This is a genomic window from Rahnella sp. PCH160, assembly GCF_047784855.1.
In the GTDB taxonomy this organism is placed as follows: domain Bacteria; phylum Pseudomonadota; class Gammaproteobacteria; order Enterobacterales; family Enterobacteriaceae; genus Rahnella.
This window is the reverse complement of record NZ_JBLOGT010000001.1, coordinates 1716181-1741097: the sequence shown is the minus strand read 5'-3', so window position 1 is coordinate 1741097 and position 24917 is coordinate 1716181. Positions and strand designations below refer to the sequence as shown.

Sequence of the window (24917 nt, the reverse complement as noted above, 5' to 3'; positions counted from 1 at the left end):
CCTTTTATTTTACTGAATCAGCAGTTACTTACGGTTGTCATTTGCCTGTCGCAATAACGCACCGCTCTCCTTCAGGAAGCGAGGCGCATACTCGCCGAACCAGCTCTCAACCTTTCTGAATTTGCTGATAAACGCGTCTTTATCACCGCTTTCCAGCAGCGTCAGCGCATCACCAAAACGCTGATAGTAACGCTTGATCAGCGCCAGATTGCTTTCTGACGACATAATAATGTCCGCATAAAGCTGAGGATCCTGCGCAAAGAGGCGCCCGACCATCGCCAGTTCGAGGCGGTATATCGGTGAAGACAGCGCCAGCAATTGCTCAATCTGCACATTCTCTTCCGACAGATGTAAGCCATACGCGAAGGTCGCGAAGTGGCGCAGCGCCTGAATAAAGGCCATGTTTTGATCGTGTTCAACCGCGCTGATTTTGTGCAACCGCGCACCCCACACCTGCAACTGCTCCAGTAACCACTGGTATGCCTGCGGTTCGCGGCCATCGCAATACACCACAACCTGTTTTGCCAGGCTGCTGACATCCGGGCCAAACATCGGATGCAGGCCAAGAACCGGGCCTTCGTGTACCGCCAGCATCGCCTGAAGCGGACGGTTTTTTACCGACGCCAGATCAACCAGAATACAGTCATCAGGCAGTTTTGGCAGACGGGCAATCACCTCTTCGGTCAGATGAATCGGCACGCTCACAACCACCATACCGGCATCCGCCAGTAATGTTTCCGCCTGTGGCCAGTCTTCCTGCTCCAAAACCTTAACCTGGTAACCGGACAACTCCAGCAGACGGGTGAACAAACGCCCCATCTGTCCGTTTCCGCCGATAATCACTACCGGACGCAGCGCCGGATGCAACGTTTTGAAGCCTTTATCGTTTTCGCTTGAGTAGGACTCACGCATTATGCGGCGCAATACATCTTCAATCAGATCCGGCGGAACCCCGAGGTTCTGCGCTTCCTGACGGCGGGAGGCCAGCATCGCCGCTTCCCGTTCAGGCACATAAATCGGCAAACCATAACGGCTTTTGACTTCCCCGACTTCGGCCACCAGCGCCAGACGCCGTGATAAGAGATCTAACAACGCTTTATCGACGTCGTCGATCTGATCGCGCAATGCGTTAAGTTCTGCCACCATAAAAACTTACTCTCCTGCGATTCGTGCCGCCAGTGCGTCGCCCAGTTCATGATGCATGGTACGTAACAGGTCTTCCGTGGTTTCCCAATTGATACAGGCATCGGTCACCGATACGCCGTATTTCATTTCTGAGCGGGGTTGTTCAGAAGACTGGCTACCTTCGTTCAGATGACTTTCGAGCATCAGGCCCGTAATAGAGCGGTTCCCGGCCTTAATCTGATCAATCACGGACTGAGCCACAACGGGCTGGCGACGATAGTCTTTGTTTGAGTTACCGTGACTGCAATCTATCATCAAGGAAGGATGGAGTCCCGCGTCACTCATCTGTTTTTCACACGCCTGAACATCCTGCTCGCTGTAGTTTGGCGTTTTGCCACCGCGTAAAATCACGTGCCCGTCCGGATTCCCCTGAGTCTGCAACAGGCAAACTTGCCCGGCCTGATTGATGCCGACAAAACGGTGCGCCATTTCCGCCGCACGCATGGCATTGATTGCCGTGCCCAGACTGCCATCGGTACCGTTTTTGAAACCGACCGGCATGGACAAACCTGACGCCATTTCACGGTGGGTCTGAGATTCGGTTGTACGTGCGCCGATTGCCGACCAACTGAACAAATCGCCTAAATATTGCGGGCTGTTTGGATCCAGTGCTTCAGTCGCCAGCGGTAACCCCATGCCGACCAGTTGCAACAGCAAATCACGCGCAATGTGCAAACCGGCTTCAACGTCAAACGTACCGTCCATGTGTGGGTCGTTAATCAAACCTTTCCAGCCGACAGTGGTGCGTGGTTTCTCAAAGTAAACACGCATCACGATGTATAGACGATCGCTCAGTTCTGCTGCAAGCATTTTCAGGTGACGCGCGTAATCGAGCGCTGCGTCAATGTCATGAATTGAACACGGACCACACACCACCAGCAAACGTGGATCACGGCCATGTACAATATCAGCGATGGTTTTACGTGCTTCGGCAATGCTGTTTTCGTCGCTGACGCTTAAAGGAAAGCGATTTTTCAGTTCTTCAGGTGTGATCAGAATTTGTTCGGCAGTGATATGAACATTATTCAGGGCGTCTTTTTGCATGATGGTGTTCCGCTTATCAGGAAAATGGGCTGCCATGGAGGCATCTGCGGACAACATTAACACAGCGCGTAAACTTATCAAGCCTTAGTTGTAAACATAAAATTACCATTAGCCACCAGTAAACCTAAATATGGAAAGTTATATTTACAATAATTCTTTCAGAGTCGACCACGCCGTACCGTGGAAATTACACACAGTGTGAAGGGAAAAGGGGAATCAGATTTCAGGCGTCAGATAAGAAAGGATGATTTTGAAGGATTTCCCTCAGCAGCCGGGATGTGCTGAGGGTGAAAAATTACAGATTACGATCCAGCGTAATAAAGACCTGCCCTAACGCCGTGACTTCTTCCACGCCGCATTCGAAATGGCTGTCCTGTCGCGTCACCTTGATGCGGTTACCCGGGATACGTGCCACGTCGTAGACATCCACATCACCATCGATATTCAGAAGCCAGCGGCCATTGCCGGGAATTGTGCTGCCTAAATCGATGATCCACGAGTGATTGCCTTTAACAATGTAAGCAGGCTCGGCCAGAGAATCATCCAGTAAAGAAGGATCGGCCGCCCATACGCCCTCTTCTTCGAGCGCACCACCTCGCAATCTCAACTTTTTAAGCTGAAGCACGTTACCGGAAGCTGATGGCCCTGAGGATGGCGCATCCTGCATATTTCCTTTGCCCGTTGCCAGCCAGCGCAGTGAAACGCCGGTGTCCAGCGCGCAGGCAACCACGACATCACCCGGAAAATAATCTCTTCTCACCCAGGTACTTATCGTTCCAGAGGATAACCCATACAGATCACCCAGTTCTTTCTGCATGCTGAAGCCGTAAGCCTGAAGCATACGCGTCAGAACGGCTTTTCCACCTTCGAGTTCATCTAATTGCATCTGGCGAAAACCCCGGGCCTGTAAATATCATCCTGACAACTCGCATATGCAAGTTTAGATTGATTATGTAATGTACCAATAGACAGCCATGATACCAAATTTACGGCGCAGTGGAGAATCCGCAATGTTTTCCTGAAGCATCAGGCAGTCATCTGAGGAGGATCTCCAGCCCCCGGAATGGGGGTCATTGAGGAGGTGTGATGTTTTTAGGCACAGAGCAACAGCGGCTGACGGGTTTACGCCAGATCGCTTATTTAAAAGAGACCTATTTTTCTGACAGTAAAAATAAGCTGGAAACGATTTTTGATCAGGCCTCAGACAAATGGAAAACCACATTATGTTTTCATGCCGGGCTTAAGCGCCGTCATACCTTATTAACGTTTTCAGAATTAAAACCCGAGGAGCAATTTAAAATTGCTCAGGCCCTATTATCCCTGCGCCATTTTACCGCGCGATATAAAGGAGAATTTTGCTGATGGCAGACTGGATAGATGAATCCCAAGAATATCAGTTAACGGTTTTACAGGAACAAATCGCCCGCGCAACACGCACGCCAAAGGCTCCGTCCGCATACTTCTGTGAGGATTGTGAGGGCGCCATTCCGGAACAACGCAGAAAGATTATTCCGGGCGTACAACGTTGTATTGATTGTCAGGAAATTAATGAACTCAGGAAAAAGAATTACCGCTCTGTATAAATAACGTTTCCGTACTGACTTATAAATAAATTCATTCTGGAAATTTTATTTTTCCGGAAAGGCTTGTTGCTGTCATTTTTCTTGAAATCGGTTTAGGGAAATAGTTTATGAAAAATAATATGCCGGAGATAATTACACTCTCTAAATTGGCTCCTATGTCCGTAAAAAACGAGGCCGGTAAGTGGTGGTGGAATGCACCGCGTCCGGCGATGAGCAGCCCGCTGGAAAAACCGCTGAACCGTGATTTCTTCCAGCGCCAGCAGACAGCACTTTCTCAGATTGCATCCCTTCCGCGCTGCCTGCGCGCGCCTTTGCATCAGCGGTATCAGTTTTTACTGAATGAAAAAGGGGTTCGCCCGGCATTTCACTTCCTGATGACCGTGTTCCTGCAGCGATTATTGCCGCGTATTCAGCGGGTCAGCGCCCGGCTCCGGCTTAACCGCCAGTATTCGGAAAAGCTGCTTGCAGAAGAGGAAACCTTCAACCGCCTGCCCGATCTCAATGACGACGCGCTGAAACGGCTGGCGAATAAACTGGCCATTCATATGCAGGATGCCTACGAACATCACTGTGAACACTGGCTAAATCAGGTTCAGGAGTCGGAAGTTTTACTGCAAGACAGCACGCAGCGTGAGATTTTCGGGCATCTGGCGGCGATGGCACGTTCCGTTCGCATTCAGCCTTTGTACTGGACCGCCTGGCAAAAAGACCGGATGACGGCAGAAATGGCGGTCGCCAGCATTTCCCGGCTGGTCAGCGGCGAATGGTGGGAAAGACAACTGCGCTCGCAGCAGCGCCTGTGGCGTGAAGCGCTGATGATCGCCTGCGGTTATGTGAGCCGTTCCATTTCACCTTATGCCAGCAAAAATGCCATCCGGGATGTGGTTTCCCGCCGCCTTTCTACGCTCAATTACCTGAAGCAGTGCGAGCTTGAAAACGTCGACTCCGGTGACAGGCTGAGCCTTCTGGACACCGTATTAGCCAGCATTTCTAACCCTAAACTTCGGCGCATGGAATTAATGACACTGATTGCCGGAGTCGAAGATGTCGCCGATGAACAGCGGGATCGGGGATTATTTATCACACTGACAACGCCGTCAAAGTACCATCCGATGAAAACTTACGGGCCTCATTCAGCCCCGGTGTTTAATCCCAAATGGAACCAGCACGCTTTTACGCCGAAAAATGCGCAGAAATACCTCGTTGCCGTCTGGGCAAAAATCCGCACCACGTTTAAAGATAAGGGCCTGAAAGTGTACGGAGTGCGCGTAGTTGAGCCCCATCACGACGGCACGCCACACTGGCATATGATGTTGTTTACACCGCCTGAGCAGCAGCAAAAAGTGATCGAGGTGATGCGCCGTTACGCACTTGAAGAAGATCCCGACGAACCCGGCGCAGCGGAATCCCGCTTTCATTGCAAACCGCTCAACCGCGGTGGTGCTGCCGGATACATTGCTAAATACGTCGCTAAAAATATCGATGGCTACGCGCTGGAAGGCGAAACCGATCATGATTCCGGCCGGTTGCTGACTGATGTCGCCACCGCCGTCACCGCCTGGGCATCGACCTGGCGGATCCCGCAGTTTCACGCCATCGGCATCCCTTCCGTCGGGGCATGGCGCGAATGCCGCCGCATCAGAAATCAAAGTCTCGCCAGCCAGTTTGACGAACGCGTTGAAGAGGTCCGCTGCGCGGCAGATCAGGGGAGTTTTTCCCGTTACATTCAGGCGCAGGGAGGCATCCATATCCGGCGCAAAGACCAGACCGTGCGTGTTGCCCGCAAAATCAGCGAGCAGCGCAACGCTTACGATGAACCAAGGCAGAAAGTCATCGGTATTTATGCGCCCCATATCGGTGAGTCGCAGATATTTCTCACGCATACCGGGCAATGGCGGATTGTTCGTCATCGGCAGTCATGCGCAGAAATTCCGGTCTTCCGCTCACCTTGGAGTTCTGTCAATAACTGTGGATCGGTTTCCCAGCCGTGATCGCTAAACCCCATACAAAAATCACGCCAATAAAAATTTCCACATTAATTCAATGAATTATATTTTTTAAAAGGCTCTGAGTGTTGACGTATTAGAACAATTGAAGAATACTGTATATAAACACAGTATCTGGCGAGGGGAGAAAATGGAAAACCAGACTAAACAACAGCTAACGTTGTCCAGGATACAATTGATCGCAGACATTTCGCAGACAGCGCAATGCAATCCAAAAGAATTTCTTGTTGTGATGTCACTGATTTCAGAGCTGGCTGGCCAGGCCCTGACCGGTGGGGATCAGGACGCACTCTGTTACAACGGGAGCGCTGACGAAGCTCACTGAAAACCTGTTCTGCGGCGGTATTTCCCTATTGTGGCGCTTATTCTTCCGGCTTCTGTTCGGACTAAGCGCCCCGCCATTTCCCCCTCTTCAATTCCCTGTTGTGCCACACGCTTGACAACCCTCTCAGATTGCTGCCTCCGGCCATATTCCGCAGACTGATTTCACCTCCTGACGATTTCACTCACTTGCGGAGATACCCGATGAAACTCTATGCAGAACAGGGCGACACCCTTGATTCCATGTGCTGGCGTTATTACGGCCGCACTGCGGTTGTCGTGGAAAAAGTGTACGCCGCCAATAAAGGTATTGCGGACTTAGGTCCGTTATTGCCTCACGGCACCGCCGTTGAAATGCCCGACATCGCTGAACAACCGGTTCAGGAAGCGATCAAGTTATGGGACTGAATACCGAACGCATCAGCTCGGCCTGCGCCTATTTTATTGCCACGTCGCTGACCTGGCTGGCGGGCCTGACATCGCAGGATGTGGCCTTTTTAGTTGGCTCCGGCGTGGGCGTCGGGACTTTCCTCGTCAACTGGTATTACCGGCGCAAAAGCTTCCAGCTTCTGACGCGCAGCAACCTGAACCCGAACACCTATGAAGACCTCAACTCTTAAGCGATGCAGCGCCGCTGCGGTTCTGGCGCTGATGGCGGCGCTGCCCGGTTATCACGCTTTGCAGGTTTCAGAAGAAGGGCTACGGCTGATTACGGATTTTGAAGGCTGCCAGTTGCAACCTTATCAGTGCAGCGCCGGTGTCTGGACCAGCGGCATTGGCCATACGGCAGGCGTGGTTCCCGGAAAAGCGATCAGCGAGCATCAGGCGGCTGAAAACCTGTTGCAGGATATTCAGCAAACGGAGCGCGCCGTCAAAAAGTGCATGCCCGGCGACATGCCGCAGCCGGTCTTTGATGCCGTGGTGTCCTTTAGTTTTAACGTCGGAACCGGCGCAGCGTGCAAATCCACGCTGGCGTATTTCATCAACAAACAGCAATGGCGACAGGCCTGCGGGCAACTTACTCGCTGGGTTTACGTTAAAGGCCAGCGCAGCAGCGGGCTGGAACGCCGGCGAAACGCCGAACTCACCGTTTGCAGGAAGGGGGTTGAATGAGAGCAATACTGGCGCTTCTTGCCGGAATGGCCCTGTTAATCCTCATCCTGCTGCTTTCCAACCGTTCATTACAGCACGACCTCAACAAGGCAATTCAGCAGCACGACGCGCTGGCCACACAATTACATCAACGGGATCAACTGATTACCGAGCTGAATCAGCAAATGCAACAACGCGCGGAGGCCGAACTGGCATTGCGTAACAATCTGAGCACCGCCGCGCAGGTGATGCAATCCAGAGAACAGGAACGGCAGAGGAGCCTCCATGACAATCCGCAATCGCGCCTGTGGGCTGACGCTGAGCTGCCTGCTGACATTAGCCGGCTGCACGACCGGCCAGCCTTCAGCTCCGCCAGCGATTATTTACGTTGGTTGTCCGGCAGTCAGATCCTGCCCGGTTCCGCCCAGCCATCCGCGCACTAACGCGGCGCTGAGCGCCGATATTCTCCAGCTGGAATCAGCACTGCTGAGCTGCGGGCTGCAGATTGAGACCATCAAAAAGTGTCAGGAGGCACAACATGCAAAAACCACTACAGCTAAAGCAACGGCTGATTGAACAAATCCCCTTTTTTCAATCCGCGCCTGAAAAGCTGGTAATGACTACCGGCGCAGGAAATGTGGTCGCCACACCGGCCTCTTCACTTTCCTTCGAATACCGCTATCCGCTGACGTTAAACGTCAGCAGCGACAATGTGCCCGATGAAAGTCTGACGGATCAGATGGTGGTCGCCATCCTCGGCTGGCTGCGGGTCAATCAGCCCGAAATCCTCGGCAATACGGTAAACCGGCTGACTGATTTTGCGTTTGCCCTGCCGGGTGAGGCGCTGTCATTCACGCTGCAACTCACCGAGCGGGTTCAGGTTGCCGATGAAAATGGCGTCCGGACGATCACTCATCTTCCGGAACCGCCACTGCCGGAGAACGTCGCCCTGCCGCGCCAGGTTTACCTCAACGGAGAACTGATCAGCAGCTGGACCGAATAACCCGATAACAACTGTTGTGCCATCCGCTGGCAGACGGCCATCAGTTGTCGTTCAACCCTGTGCAACGGCATCCTTTATCCCATGAATACAAACTATCAACTCAACGACATCATGCGTCTGATTGGCAATCTGGTGCGCATCGGAACGGTGTCGGAACTGGATTTACCCAACGCCCGCTGCCGCGTCACGACCGGAAGCAACGTGACGGCGTGGTTGCCGTGGATGACGCACCGCGCGGGCCGCACCCGCAGTTGGTGGGCGCCCTCTCCCGGCGAACAGGTTTTACTGCTTTCGATGGGCGGTGAGCTCAATACCGCATTCGTCTTACCGGCAGTGTTTTCGAATGCGTCACCGGCGCCCTCGGCTTCGGCTGATGCCCTGCATCTGGCATTTCCGGACGGTGCCATTTTCGAGTACGAACCGGCAAACGGCGCCCTGAAAGTCAGCGGTATCAAAACGGCGGTGATCGACGCATCGGAACAGGTCGATGTCACCGCGCCGGAAATCCGCTGCACCGCCAGCACGCGTATCACGCTGGATACGCCGGAAGTCGTCTGCACCCGCAAACTGACCACCGGTTCTCTTGAAGTCAAACAAGGCGGCACGCTGACCGGCAATTTAACCCACAGCGGCGGCAGCCTGACGTCTAACGGCATCGTTGTGCACACCCATCGCCACAGCGGCGTACAGACTGGCGGCGGTCAAACCGGAGGCCCGCAATGAGTAATCCAAAGTACCTGGGGATGAACAAAAACAGCGGCACGGCGATTGAAGATTTCGATCATATCCGCCAGTCCGTCAGCGACATTTTGAACACACCGGCCGGTTCCAGAGTCATGCGCAGAAACTACGGTTCACTGCTTTCATCGCTCATCGACCAGCCGCAAAACGATGCGCTGCGCCTGCAAATGATGGCGATCTGCTATACCGCGTTGCTGCACTGGGAACCGCGTATTTCACTCACGGCCATTACTTTTGACACCGGTTACACCGGCAAAATGGTCGTGGAACTGACCGGAAACCGTCGCGATACGGCATCCGATTTTTCTCTCAATATTCCTGTGAGCTGACACTATGGCAACGATCGATTTAAGCCAGTTACCGGCCCCGATGTGGTCGAAGAGCTGGATTATGAAAGCCTGTTTGAAGAACGAAAAAGCACGCTGATTTCGCTGTATCCCGCCGATCAGCAGGAAGCCATCAGCCGCACGCTGACGCTCGAATCCGAGCCGCTGGTCAAACTCTTGCAGGAGAATGCCTATCGTGAACTGATCCTGCGCCAGCGGGTAAACGAAGCCGCCCGCGCGGTGATGGTGGCCTATGCAACGGGCAGTGATTTGGATCAGCTGGCAGCGAACAACGGTGTCCAGAGGCTGGTTCTGACCCCGGCAGATAATACGACGCTCCCGCCGACACCAGCGGTAATGGAAAGCGATGCCGATTTTCGCAGCCGCATTCCGCAGGCATTTGAAGGAATGAGCGTCGCGGGCCCGTCCGGTTCTTACGAGTTTCATGGGCTTTCCGCCGACGGTCGCGTAGCCGACATTTCGGTGATCAGCCCGTCTCCGGCCAATGTGACGATCTCCGTGTTGTCGCGGGAGGCGGATGGCATTGCCCCTGAAGACTTACTGGCCAAAGTCCGTATTGCGCTCAACGACGAAAATGTGCGGCCGATTGCGGACCGTGTTCTGGTGCAGTCTGCCAGTGTCGTCCCTTATGAAATCGATGCGACATTGTTCCTCTACCCCGGCCCTGAATCAGAACCGATTACCCTGGCGGCGGAAGAAAAGCTGAAATCCTATATCAGCGATCAGCACCGTTTAGGCCGCGATATCCGCTTATCCGCCATTTATGCGGCTTTACACGTTGAAGGCGTCCAGCGCGTCGAACTCGCCCAGCCGGCTGCGGATATCGTGCTCGATAAAACGCAGGCGTCCTATTGCAGTCACTATTCCATCACGGTCGGAGGCTCCGATGAGTGACAGGTTACTTCCCAGTGGATCTTCGCCGCTGGAACTGGCCGCCGCCGAAGCCTGTTCAGAACTTGCGCAGATCAGCGTTCCCCTCAAAACGTTGTGGAACCCGCAGACCTGCCCGGCCAAATTCCTGCCTTATCTGGCCTGGGCGCTTTCCGTTGACCGTTGGGACAGCGAATGGCCAGCGGCGACCAAGCGCAGCGTCATTCAGTCGGCGTGGTTCATCCATCAGCACAAAGGCACGATCAGCGCGATTAAGCGCGTGGTCGAGCCGCTCGGCTACGTCATTAATGTCAGCGAATGGTGGCAGACCGATGATCCGCCGGGCACGTTCAAGCTCGATATCGGCGTCCTCGAATCCGGTATTGATGAAGCAATGTATGAAGAAATGGAACGGCTGATTGATGACGCCAAACCCGCCAGCCGCCATCTGATTGGCCTGACCATTACGCAAGATGTTCCCGGCACAATTTACCTGGGAACAGCCGCCTATGACGCAGAAATACTCACTGTTTACCCGAACTGATAAGGAATCTTATGAGCAAATTTAAATCACTCGTCACCGCTCTCGGACAGGCGCGGATTGCGTCGGCGATTGCGAGCGGAAAAGACGTCAATATTACCCAGCTTGCTGTGGGCGACGGCAATGGCAGCGCAACGACGCCTTCCACAAGCCAGACGGCTCTGGTGCATGAAACGTATCGTCTGCCGCTAAACTCCATCAAGACCGACAACAAAAATGCTAACTGGATCATCGCCGAGGCGATTATTCCCGCCAGCGTGGGCGGTTTCTGGATGCGCGAGATGGGCCTGTTTTCATCCGAAGGTGAGCTGATTGCCGTCAGCAATATGGCGGACAGCTATAAACCGACACTCGAGGAAGGCTCCGGCCGCACCCAGACATTACGCATGGTGATAACGGTTACCGACACCGACGCGGTAACTCTGACTATCGACGACACGCTGGTCATCGCCACCGAAGAATACGTCAATAACCTGCTGGCCGAACACGAAGCATCACGGCGACACCCGGACGGAACACTAACGAATAAAGGTTTTGTGCAGCTTAGCAGTGCCGTCGACAGCACCAGCGAGGTTCTTGCGGCAACGCCGAAAGCGGTGAAAACGTCTTATGATCTCGCAAAATCAGCGAATGACAATGCCAATGGACGTCTGCCTTCAGGTGGAACTGCCGTGGCGGCAAATAAGCTGGCAACGGCCCGAAAAATTGCCGGTGTGGCGTTTGATGGGACGGCAGATATTTCCATTACCTCAGAAAATATAGGTGTTTACAACAAAACAGAATCCGATAACAAATACTTTTTAAAAACTGGGGGTAATATAGGAAAAAGCGGCGTGTTATCAACAGGGGATATAAAAACCGCGAGCGCCAATATAATATCTCAAAATGGAGGCTACTATATTCAAAATGCAGATGGTGTGAATATTTCCTTAATTTCTGCAGACTCAGGTGGGACATTAACATTACAACCTCTTGTAGGCGCAAAAATTGTTAATGTGAGCGGTTCACTTACCGAGAATGGTACACACTTGATCGCGCAAGATACTTGCAACGTTGCCGGTTTTATCGGCGGCGATGTTAATAATCCGTATATGAGACATAAAACAAGCAATGCTGTTGTTTCCCTGGCATTAAGAAATACGGGTAATCTTGGAGCCGGTTGGTGGAAAGATGTATCTACAGGATTAATTATTCAATGGGGAGCAAATTTAAATGGTTCCAGCAATGTTGAAACTCATAACTACCCAATTGCATTCCCTAACGCTGGAATTACAGTAGTAGGCAATTTAGGAACATCTATAGACCTAGGTAAGGTTGTATATTTGATGCCTGTTAATAGTGCAGGATTCGCGTCTAGAACATCAGGCAATGGCTTGGGATTTTGGTGGATAGCCTTAGGATACTAATAATGAATGATTACTTTTACAGTGCAAACAACAACAGTTTTTATGCTGCACAATTAAAAATTGATTATGAAGAGTCAGCAAATGGATGGCCAGAAGATGCAATTATTATCAGTAATGAAACATATGCAGCACTCTTAGAAGGGAGATATAAAGGAAAAAAAATTATTGCAGATTATAATGGGAATCCGATTTTGTCAGAACCTGTTCCACCAACACAACAAGAGCTAATTTCTGAGGCAAAAAGTAACTTAGAACTTCTTATGACTGCTGCAAATTATGCTGTCGCACCACTTCAGGACGCCTTTGATATTGGTGATGCAACCGGGGAGGAGCTCACTCTTCTCAAAGCCTGGAAAACTTACCGGGTGACACTCAACCGGCTGGATTTATCCACTGCCCCCGATATCATCTGGCCTGAAATCCCTGCCTGATCCCAGCCCCTTCGGGGCTTTTTTATTGCCTTAATTCAGACCGATTCCCCGCTCTGTTGTGCCACTCCTCCCACGCCTGCCATCGAATGCGCTTTCTTTTGTGAACCGGCATCCTTGCTTCACCACCCACAACAGAGAGAGTCGACCTGATGGCTGATTATCATCACGGCGTACGCGTCGTCGAAATCAACGACGGCACACGCGTTATTTCCACCGTTTCAACAGCAATTATCGGCATGGTGTGTACCGCAGAAGATGCGGATGCCACAGTATTTCCCCTCAACACGCCGGTTCTGATCACCGACGTTCTGGCCGCCAGCGGTAAAGCAGGCACTTCCGGCACACTCCGCGCTGCACTGCTGGCGATTGCCGATCAGTGCAAACCGGTCACCGTCGTAGTTCGCGTTGCCACCGGCGAAGACGAAGCAGTAACGACCACCAATATTATCGGCGGTTCTGATGCCAATGGCCGTTACACCGGCATGAAAGCGCTGCTTTCCGCACAGGCAGAACTCGGCGTGAAACCGCGTATTCTGGGCGTTCCGGGGCTGGATAATCAGGCTGTCGCCACGGCGCTGGCAGGCATTTGTCAGCAGTTGCGCGCTTTTGGCTATGTCGGCGTGTATGGCGCAAAAACCATTTCCGATGCCATCAAGTATCGCGACAATTTCAGCCAGCGCGAGCTGATGCTGATCTGGCCGGATTTCGTGAACTGGAATACCACCACCAGCCAGCCTGACGTCGCTTATGCCACCGCCAGAGCACTGGGCCTGCGCGCCAAAATTGACCAGGAAACCGGCTGGCACAAAACGTTATCCAACGTGGGCGTCAACGGTGTTACCGGCCTTTCTGCCAGCGTCTTTTGGGATTTACAGGCCACCGGCACTGACGCGGATCTGCTGAACCAAGCCTGCGTAACCACGCTGGTGCGCAAAGATGGCTTCCGTTTCTGGGGCAACCGTACCTGCAGCGATGACACCCTGTTCCTGTTCGAAAACTACACCCGCACCGCGCAGGTTCTGGCCGACACCATGGCCGAAGCGCACATGTGGGCGGTCGATAAACCGATGACCCCGACGCTGGTTCGCGACATGATCGATGGCATCAAAGCCAAAATGCGTGAAATGAAATCAGCGGGTTACATCATCGACGGCAACTGCTGGTACGACGAAACGGCTAACACGGCTGAAACCCTGAAGGCCGGTAAATTGTATATCGATTACGACTACACGCCGGTTCCTCCACTGGAAGATCTGACCCTGCGCCAGCGCATCACCGACTCTTATCTGGTGAATTTCGCCGCGTCCGTAAACAGCTAAGGAGACATTGACTCATGGCACTTCCTAAGAAATTGAAATACCTGAACCTGTTCAACAACGGGAACAGCTATCTGGGCCTGGTCTCTTCCCTGACCCTGCCAAAACTGACCCGCAAGCTGGAAAACTATCGCGGCGGCGGCATGAGCGGTTCGGTCGCCGTGGACTTCGGTCTGGACGACGACGCGCTGACGCTTGAATGGTCCATCGGCGGCCTGGATGAACTGGTTTTACAGCAATGGGGCAGCATATCCGATATCCCGCTGCGCTTTGCCGGTTCCCTGCAACGTGACGACACCGGTGACGTTTCGGCGGTTGAAGTGATGATGCGCGGCCGCCACAAAGAATTTGATTTCGGCGAATACAAACAGGGCGAAGACACTGAAACCAAAGTCACCACGCAGTGTACTTACTTCAAGCTGACCATCGATGGCAAAGAGCTGATTGAGATCGACACCGTCAATATGGTGGAAATCGTCAATGGCGTTGACCGTCTGGCGGAACACCGCACCGCGCTCGGCCTGTAATCCCCTTCCCTGAGCCGGCAGAACCTTGCCGGCTTCATCTCCGTCAACAGGAAAACTCATGAGCCAGACTGAAAACAACACCGTCATTTTGGATGTGCCGCTAAAACGCGGCGAAACCGAAATCACCGAAATCCAGGTCACTAAACCGACTGCGGGAAGCCTGCGCGGTATCGGCCTTGCCGCGCTGGCCAATGCCGATGTCGACGCGTTAATCACTATTTTACCGCGCATTACGATGCCCAATCTGACCAAAGAAGAATGCACACGCCTGGAACTGCCCGACCTGATTGCGCTGGCAGGCAAGGTGATTGGTTTTTTATCGCCGAAACCGGAGGCGTAAAAATCGCGCCCCGCCTCACCGTCGATGACCTGATGGCAGACATCGCGGTGATCTTCCACTGGCCACCGTCCGAAATGGGCGGTATGTCGCTCACTGAACTCCTGAACTGGCGACATAAGGCTTTGCAACGCAGCGGAGTAAAATCTGATGAGTAATCTCGAACAATTACCCACGACGCTGGGAAAAATGAACGACGAACTGGCGTCGCTGCGCAAGGCGACGGCCAATGTCTGGCAAACCTATACGACAGTGCCCGACAAGAATTTATTCAGCACGATGTCGGAAGATATTGCTGATGCCTCTTTATCGCTTCGCGAGTCGGTTTTTGCCCCAGATAAACCGGCTGAAAAAGAGGCCTATCGTGGCGTAAAAAAAGTCGCAAACGATCAGTCTACGGAGGAACGCCGCCAGCAAGGCCCTGCGCTGATTCAACAAAAAGGGCTGGAGATCGGGCTGCAATATAAAAAGCGTGAACAGCAAGCCGGACAACTTAAAAACGCGGCTTCGTCGGCCCTCGCTTTTGCACAGCCGAAACTCGAGCTGGCCAAAAGCGTTCTCAAACCCGGCGCAGATTTTGAGGCGGGGCTTTCCGAAGTTCAGTCTCAGCTCCGCTTGAAAAACGACGATCCGCACGTTGCTGCGCTGCGCCAGCAGGGACTTTCTATGGCGGCCTCCGGCCATGCACCTTCTGAAGTCGTGGCAAAACAAAAAGACCTGGCCGCAAAAGGCATGAATGCCGAACAGGTTCTGGCGCAAACGCCTGGCGAACTGAATGGCGTTACGCCCGATGCGCAAATGGCCGTGACGGTGAAAGGCGACAACCTGGATGGCGACATCAAAAAACTGTTCGCAGGCTGGGACACGCTGCGCATCAACTTGTTCGGGGGTCAGAATTCCGCGCTGCGCGAGCTGACGCAGACGGCTGCCGGATGGCTAAGCACGCTAAATACCTGGATCACCGATAACCCGCAGCTGGTGAGTTCACTGCTCGGGCTGGCATTAGGCGTCACCGGCATTGTCGGCGGGTTGGGCTCGCTGGGCATGGTCATTGCGCCGGTTCTGAGCGGTGTGAATATGCTGATCGCCGGTGCCGGTCTGTTAGGCACTATTTTTACCGGCACAGGCGGTGCGATTGCCGCAGCTTTCGCCGCCATCGGGCTTCCGCTTCTGCCCATCATCGCACTGATTGCCGGTATTGGGATTGCCGTGGTGAAACTCTGGGAGCCGATCAGCGCCGTTGTTGGCGGCATCATTGAAGGCTTCAGTTCCGTGATGGGGCCGGTCAGCGAAGCGTTTGCACCTTTCAAAAGCGCGCTGGGCTGGATCACGGATTTGTTCGAACCGATAAAATTCAGTCAGGACGAGTTGAGTAAATACACCAATTTAGGCAAAGAAATCGGCATCGCCATTGGTGAAGTCTTTGTCACGCTGAACAAGGCGGTTTCCCAGATCGGCGAAATCTTTAGCTGGGCTAAAAAAGGGTGGGATTCCATTTTCAGCGGCGACGAACCTGGCGCTGCCCCGGATATTTCAACGCCGTCTGTGGAGAGCATCTCCCCTACGGGCGGCGTTCTGGGCATGTATCAGCCGGCCAAAAACAGCGTGGCGAATAACCTGACCGACAACCGGGCAACCACTGTCAATGTCAGTTTCACCGCCACGCCGGATACCGATCAGAATCAAATTCGCGAGCTTATCGCGAACACGATGAACGAGCGGGATTGGAACGCCACCAACGCCGGATACAGCCAGTTTACTAACGGAGGGTTTTACCGATGATGATGTCACTGGGTTTGTTCGTTTTTAAACTAAACACCCTTCCCTACCAGACGATTCACCGGGAGGTGAATTACAACTGGCAGGAAAACACCCGTATCGGGCAGCGTCCGGTTTCCCAGTTTCTGGGGCTGGGAAAGGAGTCGATGAAACTCAGCGGACTGCTTTTGCCGGAAGTCACCGGTGGAATAAGCTATTTGCAAGTTTTAGAAGGTATGGCCGAGTCCGGGCGGGCGTGGCCTTTGATCGAAGGCAGCGGGACAATCTACGGCATGTTTATTATCGAGAACGTGACGCACGATAACACCGAGATTAATTCGAACGGTCAGGCCCGGAGCATCAGCTTTTCGGTCCTGTTAAAACGCGTCGATGAATCTCAGGCGGCCATGTTTGGCGATCTGCTGGCTCAGGCTGAAGGGCTCTTTAACAAGGCCAGTTCGGCAGTCAGCAACTTCATTCACGGAGCCTGACCATGATTACCGATTATCAGTTACCGGCTGGCGCGCGCATTGCGCCAGCGTTTACCCTGACGGTAAAAAACAAAGTCCTGGAAGAGAATATTTCCAGCCGCATCATCAGTTTATCGGTGACGGATAACAGCGGTTTTGAGGCGGATACTCTGAACCTGACTTTCGACGACAGCGACGGTCGCTTGCAGATGCCGGTCCGGGGAACCGTTTTGCATTTGCATCTGGGGTGGTCCAAGCTGGCGTTATACGACTGCGGCTATTTTATTGTCGACACGGTGAAGTATTCCGGCGCGCCGGACATCATCACCGTCACCGCTCGCAGTGCGGATTTTCGGGGTTCTTTTTCGACCAAACTCAGCCAGTCTTATGACGATTACACGCTGGGGGCAATTGTCCGCATCATTTCCGCACGCAATCAATACCCTCTTCCGGTGATCCCGGCGGATCTTGATAGCATCAAAATTTCGCACATTGATCAGACAACCGAGACCGACAGCTATTTCCTGACACGGCTGGCGCAGTGCTACGGCGCTCAGGTAACAGTCAAAAACGGCGCAATCATCTTCTATAAAGCCAGCGTCGGACGTACTGCGTCCGGTCAGGCGTTGCCCTGGAGAACCATCGAACGCAACGACGGGGATAAATACGCCTTTAAAATGGTGGATCAACTGGCGTATGACGGCGTGAAAGCGCAATGGCATGACGTCAAAACGGCGATCACCAGCAACGTCGATCTCAAACGGACAGCCAGCCAGAACAAAGAAACTGCTGGGGCAAGTTATACGGCAGGCTCAGGGCAAAATATTCTCCATCTGGATAAAATTTACCCTGACGAGGAAACAGCAAAACGGACGGCTGATTCGGTGTTTAATCAAATCCAGAATGACGTTGCGGCCTTCACTATCCGCCTGGCGCTTGGACGTGCAGACCTGAGCGCACAAACGCCGGTTAATGTGCAAGGTTTCAAGGATGTGATTGATAGTACGCGTTGGATTATTGATTCAGCACAGCATGAAATCAATGCCACCGGATTTACCACGACATTGAATTTGAAACCATATATTGCAGATATCACTTATCAGTCTTCAATATCGCAATTATAACTTGCTTTTGCGAGTTATGGATTTCATAATAACCTCATCGCTTACCTGTCATGCCGGAGGTTTTTATGATGCATTGCCCGCTGTGTGGAAAAGTCGCTCATACCCGTTCAAGCCGCTATCTGAGTGAATCGACCAAAGAACGTTATCATCAGTGCCAGAATATTGAATGCAGCTGCACGTTTGCCACCCACGAATCCGTCGCACGGGTTATCTCTAAACCCGGCAGCCAGCGCCCTGCCGCGTAGTCAATTTGTAGTCACTGAATACAAAAAAAGGGGTTAGCCTATGGCTAACCCCTTGTTCTCTATTAACTAGTCGATGTCGCGTTAGCGATACCTTAGTTAAGACGCTCTTTGATACGAGCTGACTTACCAGTACGCTCACGCAGGTAGTACAGTTTAGCTTTACGAACGGCACCACGACGTTTAACAGTAATGCTGTCGATTACTGGGGAGTGAGTCTGGAATACACGCTCAACACCTTCGCCGTTAGAAATTTTGCGAACAGTGAATGCAGAGTGCAGACCGCGGTTACGAATAGCGATAACCACGCCCTCGAATGCCTGCAGACGCTTTTTAGAACCTTCAACGACCCATACCTTAATTTCCAGGGAATCACCTGGACGGAATGCAGGTACGTCTTGCTTCATCTGCTCTTGTTCGATTTGTTTAATGATATTGCTCATAATATGTCTCTTACCCTAGGTAAACTGATATATCGGGAGGGCTCAGCGTAACGCTTAAGCGTTCCCTTCATAGTTTTGTTGACTGAGTCGATGTTCCTTTTGGAACTCTCTCAGCAACACCTCTTGCTCGTCAGTCAGAGCTAGGTTTTCCAGAAGTTCAGGTCTTCTAAGCCAGGTTCGACCCAGCGACTGTTTCAGGCGCCAGCGACGTATATCAGCGTGGTTTCCCGACAGTAAAACTGACGGAACTTCCATGCCTTCCAACACTTCAGGGCGGGTATAGTGGGGGCAATCGAGCAATCCGTCAGCGAAAGAATCTTCTTCTGCTGAAGCCTGACGACCCAGAACGCCCGGTATAAAGCGGGAAACTGAATCTATCAGAGTCATTGCCGGTAACTCTCCACCGCTGAGAACATAATCGCCAATTGACCATTCTTCATCAATTTCGGTTTTGATTACGCGCTCATCAATCCCTTCGTAACGGCCACAAACCAGAATAATTTTCTGATGGGCCGCCAGTTCACACACACCGGTTTGATCCAGTTTGCGTCCCTGAGGTGAAAGATAAATCACCTTCACACCTTCGCCTGCCGCTGTTTTTGCTGCATGAATAGCTTCCCGTAAAGGTTGCACCATCATCAGCATACCGGGACCACCGCCGTAAGGGCGCTCGTCCACGGTACGATGTCGGTCGTATGCGAAGTCACGAGGACTCCAGCAATTTACGCTCAACAGGCCATTTTTAACTGCCCGGCCAGTTACCCCGTAATCGGTGATTGCGCGGAACATCTCAGGAAACAGGCTAATTATACCAATCCACATAGCCTACCCCTTTCGAATGCTTTATCGCTCAACCCATCGTTGTTTACATCAGTAAACGTTACGGAGGTCAAAAACCAGGATCCCAATCTACTTCAACAGTCCGAGTAGTGAGATCGACTTTCTTGATAACCTGCCCATCGAGGAACGGAATCAACCGCTCCTTGAGTCCGAAGGCATCTTTCAGGTTGGCTTTGACTACCATCACATCGTTAGAACCGGTTTCCATCATATCGATGATTTTGCCCAGTTCGTAACCGGAAGTTGTCACTACCTGGCAACCAAAAAGGTCTTTCCAGTAGTAGTCACCGTCTTCCAATGTTGGTAGCTGCTTTGAATCGACGACAATTTCGCAATTGGTCAGAAGATTCGCTGCATCCCGATCATCAACGCCTTTGACTTTGATAATCAGGTCCTGAGTGTGGCGTTTCCAGCCTTCCAGCTCGACAACTTGCCACTTACCGGCACGCTGGATAAACCAGGGCTGGTATTCGAAGATGCTTTCAGCGTCTTCGGTGGATGAAAACACTCTGAGCCAACCACGAATGCCGTACGTTGAACCCATTTTGCCGAGTACTAACGGCTCAGCGGGTACCACTGGATTGGATTGCTTGCTCATTGCCACCACCGCGACAGATTAAGCTGCTTTCTTAGCGTCTTTGATCAGCGAAGAAACGCGATCAGAAACAGTTGCACCCAGATCTACCCAATGGGTAATACGATCCAGATCCAGACGCAGTGCTTCAGCCTGGCCAGAAGCCAATGGGTTGAAGAAACCTACGCGTTCGATGAAACGACCATCACGAGCGTTGCGGCTGTCGGTCACTACTACTTGATAAAATGGACGCTTTTTTGCGCCGCCACGTGCTAAACGAATTGTTACCATAACATCCTCTATAGTTAATAAAACAACCAGACCCCATCGGGGAACGGGGTCTGGTTGCAATATAAAAAAGCCCGAAAATTTTACTCATTTTGGCGCAAAAAGCAATCAAAAGCGTAAAGCGCTCAGACCGCATTTTACATGAGCCGCCTATGTGGCTGATATATAGACAGTGATGTCGATTAACGGCCCGGGAAACCTGGTGGCATCATACCCTTCATGCCACGCATCATTTTCGCCATGCCGCCATTCTTCATTTTCTTCATCATGCGCTGCATATCGTCGAACTGCTTGAGTAAGCGGTTAACGTCCTGCACCTGCATGCCGGAACCCAGCGCGATACGGCGCTTGCGGGAACCTTTAATAATTTCTGGCTTGGCGCGTTCTTTCATCGTCATCGAGTTGATGATCGCTTCCATCCGCACCAGAACCTTGTCATCCATCTGAGATTTGACATTGTCAGGCAGTTGACCCACGCCCGGCAATTTGCTCATCATGCTCGCCATGCCGCCCATATTACGCATTTGCTTGAGCTGCTCGAGGAAATCGGTCAGATCAAAGCCATCGCCTTTTTTGAGCTTATTGGCCAGTTTCTCAGCCTGCGCGCGGTCAACTTTGCTCTCAATATCTTCGATAAGAGAAAGCACGTCGCCCATGCCCAAAATACGGGACGCGATACGATCAGGGTGGAACGGCTCCAGAGCATCGTTTTTTTCACCCATACCCAGGAATTTAATCGGTTTGCCGGTGATGTGACGAATCGACAACGCGGCACCGCCACGGGCGTCACCATCGACTTTCGTCAGGATCACACCGGTCAGCGGCAGCGCTTCGTTAAACGCCTTGGCGGTATTCGCCGCATCCTGGCCGGTCATCGCATCGACCACAAACAGCGTTTCTACCGGATTAATCGCGGCGTGAACCTGTTTGATTTCGTCCATCATCGCTTCGTCGACGTGTAAACGGCCGGCGGTATCGACAATCAGAACGTCGTAGAATTTCAGTTTTGCGTGTTGCAGGGCGCGGGTTACGATATCCACCGGTTTTTCCTGCGCGTCGGACGCGAAGAAATCCACTTCAACTTGCTGCGCCAGGGTTTCCAGCTGTTTAATCGCCGCAGGGCGATAAACGTCGGCGGACACGACCAACACTTTTTTCTTTTTCTTTTCTTTCAGGAATTTAGCCAGTTTACCGACGCTGGTTGTTTTACCGGCACCTTGTAAACCCGCCATCAGAACGACAGCCGGCGGCTGTGCCGCTAAGTTGAGCTCGGTATTAGCCTCACCCATCGCGGTTTCCAGTTCTTTCTGGACAATTTTGACGAATTCCTGACCCGGCGTCAGACTCTTATTGACCTCATGGCCAACTGCGCGATCTTTCACCCGGCTAATGAAGTCGCGAACCACCGGCAGCGCAACGTCCGCTTCCAGTAACGCCATGCGGACTTCACGTAATGTCTCTTTGATATTTTCTTCGGTCAGCCGCCCGCGGCCGCTGATATTGCGCAGTGTGCGCGACAATCGATCGCTTAAATTCTCAAACATCGTCTCTTGCTCAACGTAATGACAGGCCGCTTTTGCGACGTAATTGCGGGATTATAACACGAAGCGCGGACGATCTCTGCTTTGGCATCTCAGATAGGTTGGAGCGTGACGCGGGTAACGTTATACTGCGGTTCTCATTCACCCTTCGATGCAACCGAACGCTATGTCAGTTTTTGCTCTCGTCGCCATGTTGGCCTATCTGCTCAGCCTTGCACTGATCATTCCGAGCATCATCCGGAAGAACAGCGCATACCGGCGTTTAGCACTGATTTCCGTTGTTATTGCGCTGATTTGTCACGCTTTAACATTGCAGGAACGCATCTTCGACGTCAGCACCGGACAAAACCTGAGTCTGGTGAACATCGGTTCGGTCGTGAGTTTAATCATCGGCACCGTTATGACCATTGTCGCCTCACGCAACCGCGGCTGGTTCATTTTGCCGATTGTTTACAGCTTTTCGCTGATCAACCTGGCGTTTGTCACCTTCCTGCCGGGCGAATTCATTACGCACCTGGAAGAAAGTAAAGGCTTGCTGGTTCACATCGGCCTGGCGCTGTTCTCCTACGCCACATTGATGATTGCCGCGCTGTATGCGCTTCAGCTTGCCTGGCTCGATTATCAGCTGAAGAATAAACGGCTGACGTTCACAACGGATATGCCTCCGCTGATGACCATCGAGCGTAAACTTTTTCACATCACCCAGATTGGCGTCATTTTACTGACGCTGACGCTGTGCACCGGATTACTGTATCTGAACAACCTGTTCAGCCCGGAGAATATCGACAAGGCCGTCTTATCGATACTGGCATGGTTCGTTTATATCGTCCTGCTGTGGGGACATTATCACGAAGGGTGGCGTGGCCGCCGCGTGGTATGGTTCAGCATGGCCGGCGCCATCTTACTGACTCTTGCCTATTTTGGCAGCCGCCTGATCCAGCAAATCATGGTTCACTAATCAAAAGGAATACCCGTTGGAGCACGTCTCGACAACAACCCTGATCATCACATTGATCATCATGGTGGTGGTTTCGGCTTATTTTTCAGCCTCCGAAACCGGTATGATGACACTCAACCGTTACCGGTTACGTCACCTGGCAAAACAAGGTAATCGCGGAGCGCGTCGCGTCGAAAAGCTGTTAAAACGCCCGGATCAGCTGATCAGCCTCGTGCTCATCGGCAACAACCTGGTCAACATTCTTGCTTCCGCTCTGGCAACCATTGTGGGTATCCGTCTGTATGGCGATGCCGGCGTGGCAATTGCGACCGGCGTGCTGACTTTCGTGGTTCTGCTGTTTGCCGAAGTCCTGCCGAAAACCTTTGCTGCGCTCAATCCTGAACGTGTTGCTTTTCCGAGCAGCATTTTATTGCGCCCGCTGCAAAAAATCATGATGCCACTGGTGTGGATCCTCAACAGCCTTTCACGTCTGCTGATGCGCATGTGTGGTATCAAAACCACGGCCAGCCTGAGTGATGCCGTGAGTAAAGAAGAGTTGCGTACCATTGTGAATGAATCGCGCTCCCAAATTTCCCGCCGCAATCAGGATATGCTGCTGTCTGTTCTGGATCTCGAAAAAGTATCCGTTGATGACATCATGGTGCCGCGCAACGAAATCGTCGGTATCGATATTAACGACGACTGGAAATCGATCATCCGCCAGCTCACGCACTCGCCGCACGGACGCATTGTGCTTTACCGCGACTCGCTTGACGACGCTATCGGCATGTTGCGTTTGCGCGAAGCTTACCGCCTGATGACCGAGAAGAAAGAATTCACCAAAGAAAACCTGCTGCGCGCCGCCGACGAAATTTACTACATTCCGGAAGGTACGCCGCTGAACATTCAGTTGGTGAAGTTCCAGCGGAATAAAAAGAAAGTCGGCATTGTAGTTGATGAATACGGCGATATTCAGGGGTTGGTGACCGTCGAAGATATTCTTGAAGAGATCGTCGGCGATTTCACGACGTCGATGTCACCAACGCTGGCGGAAGAAGTCACCCCGCAAAGCGATGGTTCTGTGCTGATTGAAGGCAGTGCAAACGTTCGTGAGCTGAACAAAGCCTTTAACTGGAATCTTCCCGATGACGGCCCGAGAACGATCAATGGTATGTTGCTGGAGGTCCTGGAAGAGATCCCCAAAATTGGTACTAACTTGCGCATTGAGGATTATGAAGTCGAAATTCTTGATGTGCAGGACAACATGATCAAGCAGGTTCAGGTACGCCCGCTGCGTCCGTTACAAAGTAGCGTAAACCAACACTAACCTGCTGAATCAAAGACATAAAAAAGACGCGAAAAACGCGTCTTTTTTTACCTGCGACAATCTAAAACTAGATGTGCAGTTCGGACAATTTTTCTTTTGGCAGGGCCAGATCATCATTACGGTTCACGACAACGTCATGATCGAGAATGTGCTGCGCGATTTCCTGAGCTTCTTTCAGGGAATGCATCTCGAAAGTACCGCATTGATATTCATTCAGCTCAGGGATTTGACGCTGTTCTTTCACTTTCAGAACATCCGCCATCGCCGCTTTCCAGGCATCAGCGACAAACTGCTCTTCCGGTACACCGATCAGGCTCATGTAGAAACCTGTACGGCAGCCCATTGGAGAAATATCAATGATCTCTACGCCGTTGCCGTTCAGATGGTTACGCATGAAACCTGCGAACAGGTGCTCCAGCGTATGAATGCCACGCTCAGGCATCACTTCAATATTCGGGCGGCAGAAGCGCAGATCGAACACAGTGATAGTATCCCCGTGCGGGGTTTTCATGGTTTTTGCGACGCGAACAGCAGGTGCTGCCATACGGGTATGGTCTACGGTAAAGCTATCCAACAGTGGCATATCGTCACCTCTCCTAAATAAATTAATTTTTTTTACGAAC

General features: G+C 52.2%; 34 protein-coding genes and 1 pseudogene. 26 read left to right on the top strand and 9 right to left on the bottom strand.

The window, feature by feature from the left end:
- Positions 1-24 precede the first annotated feature (24 nt).
- The 3 genes from tyrA to ACM5QY_RS08100 form a co-directional block, all read right to left on the bottom strand.
- Positions 25-1146 carry a bifunctional chorismate mutase/prephenate dehydrogenase gene (gene tyrA / locus ACM5QY_RS08110; RefSeq protein WP_416120112.1) on the bottom strand — a complete coding sequence of 374 codons (1122 nt, stop codon included), beginning with the start codon at positions 1144-1146 and terminating at the stop codon, positions 25-27.
- A gap of 6 nt (positions 1147-1152) precedes the next feature.
- On the bottom strand, positions 1153-2229 hold the full coding sequence (locus ACM5QY_RS08105) for a 3-deoxy-7-phosphoheptulonate synthase (protein ID WP_416120111.1): 1077 nt from the start codon (positions 2227-2229) through the stop codon (positions 1153-1155).
- Positions 2230-2524: 295 nt separating this feature from the next.
- Positions 2525-3115, bottom strand: a complete 591-nt coding sequence (locus tag ACM5QY_RS08100) for a phage repressor protein CI (protein WP_416120109.1) — start codon at positions 3113-3115, stop codon at positions 2525-2527.
- Between the two features lie 200 nt (positions 3116-3315).
- Here ACM5QY_RS08100 and ACM5QY_RS08095 point away from each other — a divergent pair, with 200 nt between their 5' ends.
- The 24 genes and pseudogenes from ACM5QY_RS08095 (at position 3316) to ACM5QY_RS07980 (ending at position 18347) form a co-directional block, all read left to right on the top strand.
- The gene (locus ACM5QY_RS08095) at positions 3316-3591 is read left to right on the top strand and encodes a hypothetical protein (RefSeq protein ID WP_416120107.1); all 276 of its coding nucleotides are present in this window, start codon (positions 3316-3318) and stop codon (positions 3589-3591) included.
- Positions 3591-3812, top strand: a complete 222-nt coding sequence (locus ACM5QY_RS08090; protein ID WP_416120106.1) for a TraR/DksA C4-type zinc finger protein — start codon at positions 3591-3593, stop codon at positions 3810-3812. The genes ACM5QY_RS08095 and ACM5QY_RS08090 overlap by 1 nt, the downstream gene beginning before the upstream one ends.
- Before the next feature lie 107 nt (positions 3813-3919).
- Positions 3920-5803 (top strand): replication endonuclease, encoded by a 1884-nt coding sequence (locus ACM5QY_RS08085; protein ID WP_416120105.1) that lies wholly within the window; start codon positions 3920-3922, stop codon positions 5801-5803.
- 145 nt (positions 5804-5948) lie between these two features.
- Positions 5949-6143 (top strand): hypothetical protein, encoded by a 195-nt coding sequence (locus tag ACM5QY_RS08080; RefSeq protein ID WP_416120104.1) that lies wholly within the window; start codon positions 5949-5951, stop codon positions 6141-6143.
- A 200-nt stretch (positions 6144-6343) separates the two neighbouring features.
- On the top strand, positions 6344-6547 hold the full coding sequence (locus ACM5QY_RS08075) for a tail protein X (RefSeq protein ID WP_152323980.1): 204 nt from the start codon (positions 6344-6346) through the stop codon (positions 6545-6547).
- Positions 6538-6759 carry an HP1 family phage holin gene (locus ACM5QY_RS08070; protein WP_416120102.1) on the top strand — a complete coding sequence of 74 codons (222 nt, stop codon included), beginning with the start codon at positions 6538-6540 and terminating at the stop codon, positions 6757-6759. The genes ACM5QY_RS08075 and ACM5QY_RS08070 overlap by 10 nt, the downstream gene beginning before the upstream one ends.
- Positions 6740-7252, top strand: coding sequence for a lysozyme (locus tag ACM5QY_RS08065; RefSeq protein ID WP_416120101.1), 513 nt, complete (start codon positions 6740-6742; stop codon positions 7250-7252). The genes ACM5QY_RS08070 and ACM5QY_RS08065 overlap by 20 nt, the downstream gene beginning before the upstream one ends.
- Positions 7249-7674 (top strand): Rz-like lysis system protein LysB, encoded by a 426-nt coding sequence (lysB, locus tag ACM5QY_RS08060; RefSeq protein WP_416120099.1) that lies wholly within the window; start codon positions 7249-7251, stop codon positions 7672-7674. The genes ACM5QY_RS08065 and lysB overlap by 4 nt, the downstream gene beginning before the upstream one ends.
- Positions 7559-7807 (top strand): Rz1-like lysis system protein LysC, encoded by a 249-nt coding sequence (gene lysC, locus ACM5QY_RS08055; protein ID WP_416122844.1) that lies wholly within the window; start codon positions 7559-7561, stop codon positions 7805-7807. Before lysB ends, lysC begins: the two co-directional genes overlap by 116 nt.
- A complete protein-coding gene (locus tag ACM5QY_RS08050) occupies positions 7770-8234 on the top strand; it encodes a phage tail protein (protein ID WP_416120098.1) in 465 nt (154 codons plus the stop codon). The genes lysC and ACM5QY_RS08050 overlap by 38 nt, the downstream gene beginning before the upstream one ends.
- An 81-nt stretch (positions 8235-8315) precedes the next feature.
- Complete coding sequence (locus tag ACM5QY_RS08045; RefSeq protein ID WP_416120096.1) at positions 8316-8957, top strand: phage baseplate assembly protein V; 642 nt, start codon at positions 8316-8318, stop codon at positions 8955-8957.
- Positions 8954-9304 (top strand): GPW/gp25 family protein, encoded by a 351-nt coding sequence (locus ACM5QY_RS08040; RefSeq protein WP_416120094.1) that lies wholly within the window; start codon positions 8954-8956, stop codon positions 9302-9304. The genes ACM5QY_RS08045 and ACM5QY_RS08040 overlap by 4 nt, the downstream gene beginning before the upstream one ends.
- Positions 9305-9308: 4 nt before the next feature.
- Positions 9309-10216 (top strand): annotated as a pseudogene (locus ACM5QY_RS08035) (baseplate assembly protein).
- Positions 10209-10736: a phage tail protein I gene (locus tag ACM5QY_RS08030; RefSeq protein WP_416120092.1), complete on the top strand. Its 528-nt coding sequence runs from the start codon at positions 10209-10211 to the stop codon at positions 10734-10736. The pseudogene ACM5QY_RS08035 and the gene ACM5QY_RS08030 overlap by 8 nt, the downstream one beginning before the upstream one ends.
- A gap of 11 nt (positions 10737-10747) precedes the next feature.
- Positions 10748-12139, top strand: a complete 1392-nt coding sequence (locus tag ACM5QY_RS08025) for a phage tail protein (protein WP_416120091.1) — start codon at positions 10748-10750, stop codon at positions 12137-12139.
- Positions 12140-12141: 2 nt separating this feature from the next.
- The gene (locus tag ACM5QY_RS08020; RefSeq protein WP_416120089.1) at positions 12142-12570 is read left to right on the top strand and encodes a tail fiber assembly protein; all 429 of its coding nucleotides are present in this window, start codon (positions 12142-12144) and stop codon (positions 12568-12570) included.
- 149 nt (positions 12571-12719) lie between these two features.
- Positions 12720-13889 (top strand): phage tail sheath protein, encoded by a 1170-nt coding sequence (locus ACM5QY_RS08015; protein ID WP_416120087.1) that lies wholly within the window; start codon positions 12720-12722, stop codon positions 13887-13889.
- Positions 13890-13903: 14 nt separating this feature from the next.
- Positions 13904-14413, top strand: coding sequence for a phage major tail tube protein (locus ACM5QY_RS08010; RefSeq protein WP_416120086.1), 510 nt, complete (start codon positions 13904-13906; stop codon positions 14411-14413).
- 58 nt (positions 14414-14471) lie between these two features.
- The gene (locus ACM5QY_RS08005; protein WP_416120084.1) at positions 14472-14753 is read left to right on the top strand and encodes a phage tail assembly protein; all 282 of its coding nucleotides are present in this window, start codon (positions 14472-14474) and stop codon (positions 14751-14753) included.
- Positions 14754-14785: 32 nt separating this feature from the next.
- Positions 14786-14908 carry a GpE family phage tail protein gene (locus tag ACM5QY_RS08000; protein WP_416120083.1) on the top strand — a complete coding sequence of 41 codons (123 nt, stop codon included), beginning with the start codon at positions 14786-14788 and terminating at the stop codon, positions 14906-14908.
- Positions 14901-16532: a phage tail tape measure protein gene (locus ACM5QY_RS07995; protein WP_416120082.1), complete on the top strand. Its 1632-nt coding sequence runs from the start codon at positions 14901-14903 to the stop codon at positions 16530-16532. Before ACM5QY_RS08000 ends, ACM5QY_RS07995 begins: the two co-directional genes overlap by 8 nt.
- The gene (locus ACM5QY_RS07990; RefSeq protein ID WP_416120081.1) at positions 16529-16999 is read left to right on the top strand and encodes a phage tail protein; all 471 of its coding nucleotides are present in this window, start codon (positions 16529-16531) and stop codon (positions 16997-16999) included. The genes ACM5QY_RS07995 and ACM5QY_RS07990 overlap by 4 nt, the downstream gene beginning before the upstream one ends.
- 2 nt (positions 17000-17001) lie before the next feature.
- Positions 17002-18102 carry a contractile injection system protein, VgrG/Pvc8 family gene (locus ACM5QY_RS07985; RefSeq protein WP_416120079.1) on the top strand — a complete coding sequence of 367 codons (1101 nt, stop codon included), beginning with the start codon at positions 17002-17004 and terminating at the stop codon, positions 18100-18102.
- A 65-nt stretch (positions 18103-18167) separates the two neighbouring features.
- Positions 18168-18347 (top strand): ogr/Delta-like zinc finger family protein, encoded by a 180-nt coding sequence (locus ACM5QY_RS07980; RefSeq protein ID WP_104924474.1) that lies wholly within the window; start codon positions 18168-18170, stop codon positions 18345-18347.
- A 92-nt stretch (positions 18348-18439) separates the two neighbouring features.
- Here the strand turns inward: ACM5QY_RS07980 and rplS are convergent, their stop codons facing one another.
- The 5 genes from rplS to ffh all read right to left on the bottom strand — a co-directional run bounded on the left by rplS (position 18440) and on the right by ffh (position 22033).
- A complete protein-coding gene (gene rplS / locus ACM5QY_RS07975) occupies positions 18440-18787 on the bottom strand; it encodes a 50S ribosomal protein L19 (RefSeq protein ID WP_013574038.1) in 348 nt (115 codons plus the stop codon).
- Positions 18788-18841: 54 nt separating this feature from the next.
- The gene (gene trmD / locus ACM5QY_RS07970; RefSeq protein ID WP_416120078.1) at positions 18842-19609 is read right to left on the bottom strand and encodes a tRNA (guanosine(37)-N1)-methyltransferase TrmD; all 768 of its coding nucleotides are present in this window, start codon (positions 19607-19609) and stop codon (positions 18842-18844) included.
- A gap of 67 nt (positions 19610-19676) precedes the next feature.
- Positions 19677-20225: a ribosome maturation factor RimM gene (gene rimM, locus ACM5QY_RS07965; RefSeq protein ID WP_416120076.1), complete on the bottom strand. Its 549-nt coding sequence runs from the start codon at positions 20223-20225 to the stop codon at positions 19677-19679.
- Between the two features lie 18 nt (positions 20226-20243).
- A complete protein-coding gene (gene rpsP, locus ACM5QY_RS07960; protein ID WP_104924471.1) occupies positions 20244-20492 on the bottom strand; it encodes a 30S ribosomal protein S16 in 249 nt (82 codons plus the stop codon).
- A 179-nt stretch (positions 20493-20671) separates the two neighbouring features.
- Entirely contained in the window at positions 20672-22033 is a 1362-nt protein-coding gene (ffh, locus tag ACM5QY_RS07955) for a signal recognition particle protein (RefSeq protein WP_416120075.1), read from the bottom strand.
- Positions 22034-22196: 163 nt separating this feature from the next.
- On the opposite strand from ffh, the gene ACM5QY_RS07950 reads away from it, so the two are divergent.
- Together ACM5QY_RS07950 and ACM5QY_RS07945 are read left to right on the top strand one after the other, a co-directional pair.
- Positions 22197-22988, top strand: coding sequence for a cytochrome C assembly family protein (locus tag ACM5QY_RS07950; protein WP_416120073.1), 792 nt, complete (start codon positions 22197-22199; stop codon positions 22986-22988).
- 16 nt (positions 22989-23004) lie between these two features.
- Entirely contained in the window at positions 23005-24294 is a 1290-nt protein-coding gene (locus tag ACM5QY_RS07945) for an HlyC/CorC family transporter (protein ID WP_416120072.1), read from the top strand.
- Positions 24295-24361: 67 nt separating this feature from the next.
- On the opposite strand, the gene luxS is transcribed toward ACM5QY_RS07945, so the two are convergent.
- Positions 24362-24877, bottom strand: a complete 516-nt coding sequence (gene luxS, locus ACM5QY_RS07940; protein WP_104924467.1) for an S-ribosylhomocysteine lyase — start codon at positions 24875-24877, stop codon at positions 24362-24364.
- Between the last annotated feature and the right edge of the window lie 40 nt (positions 24878-24917).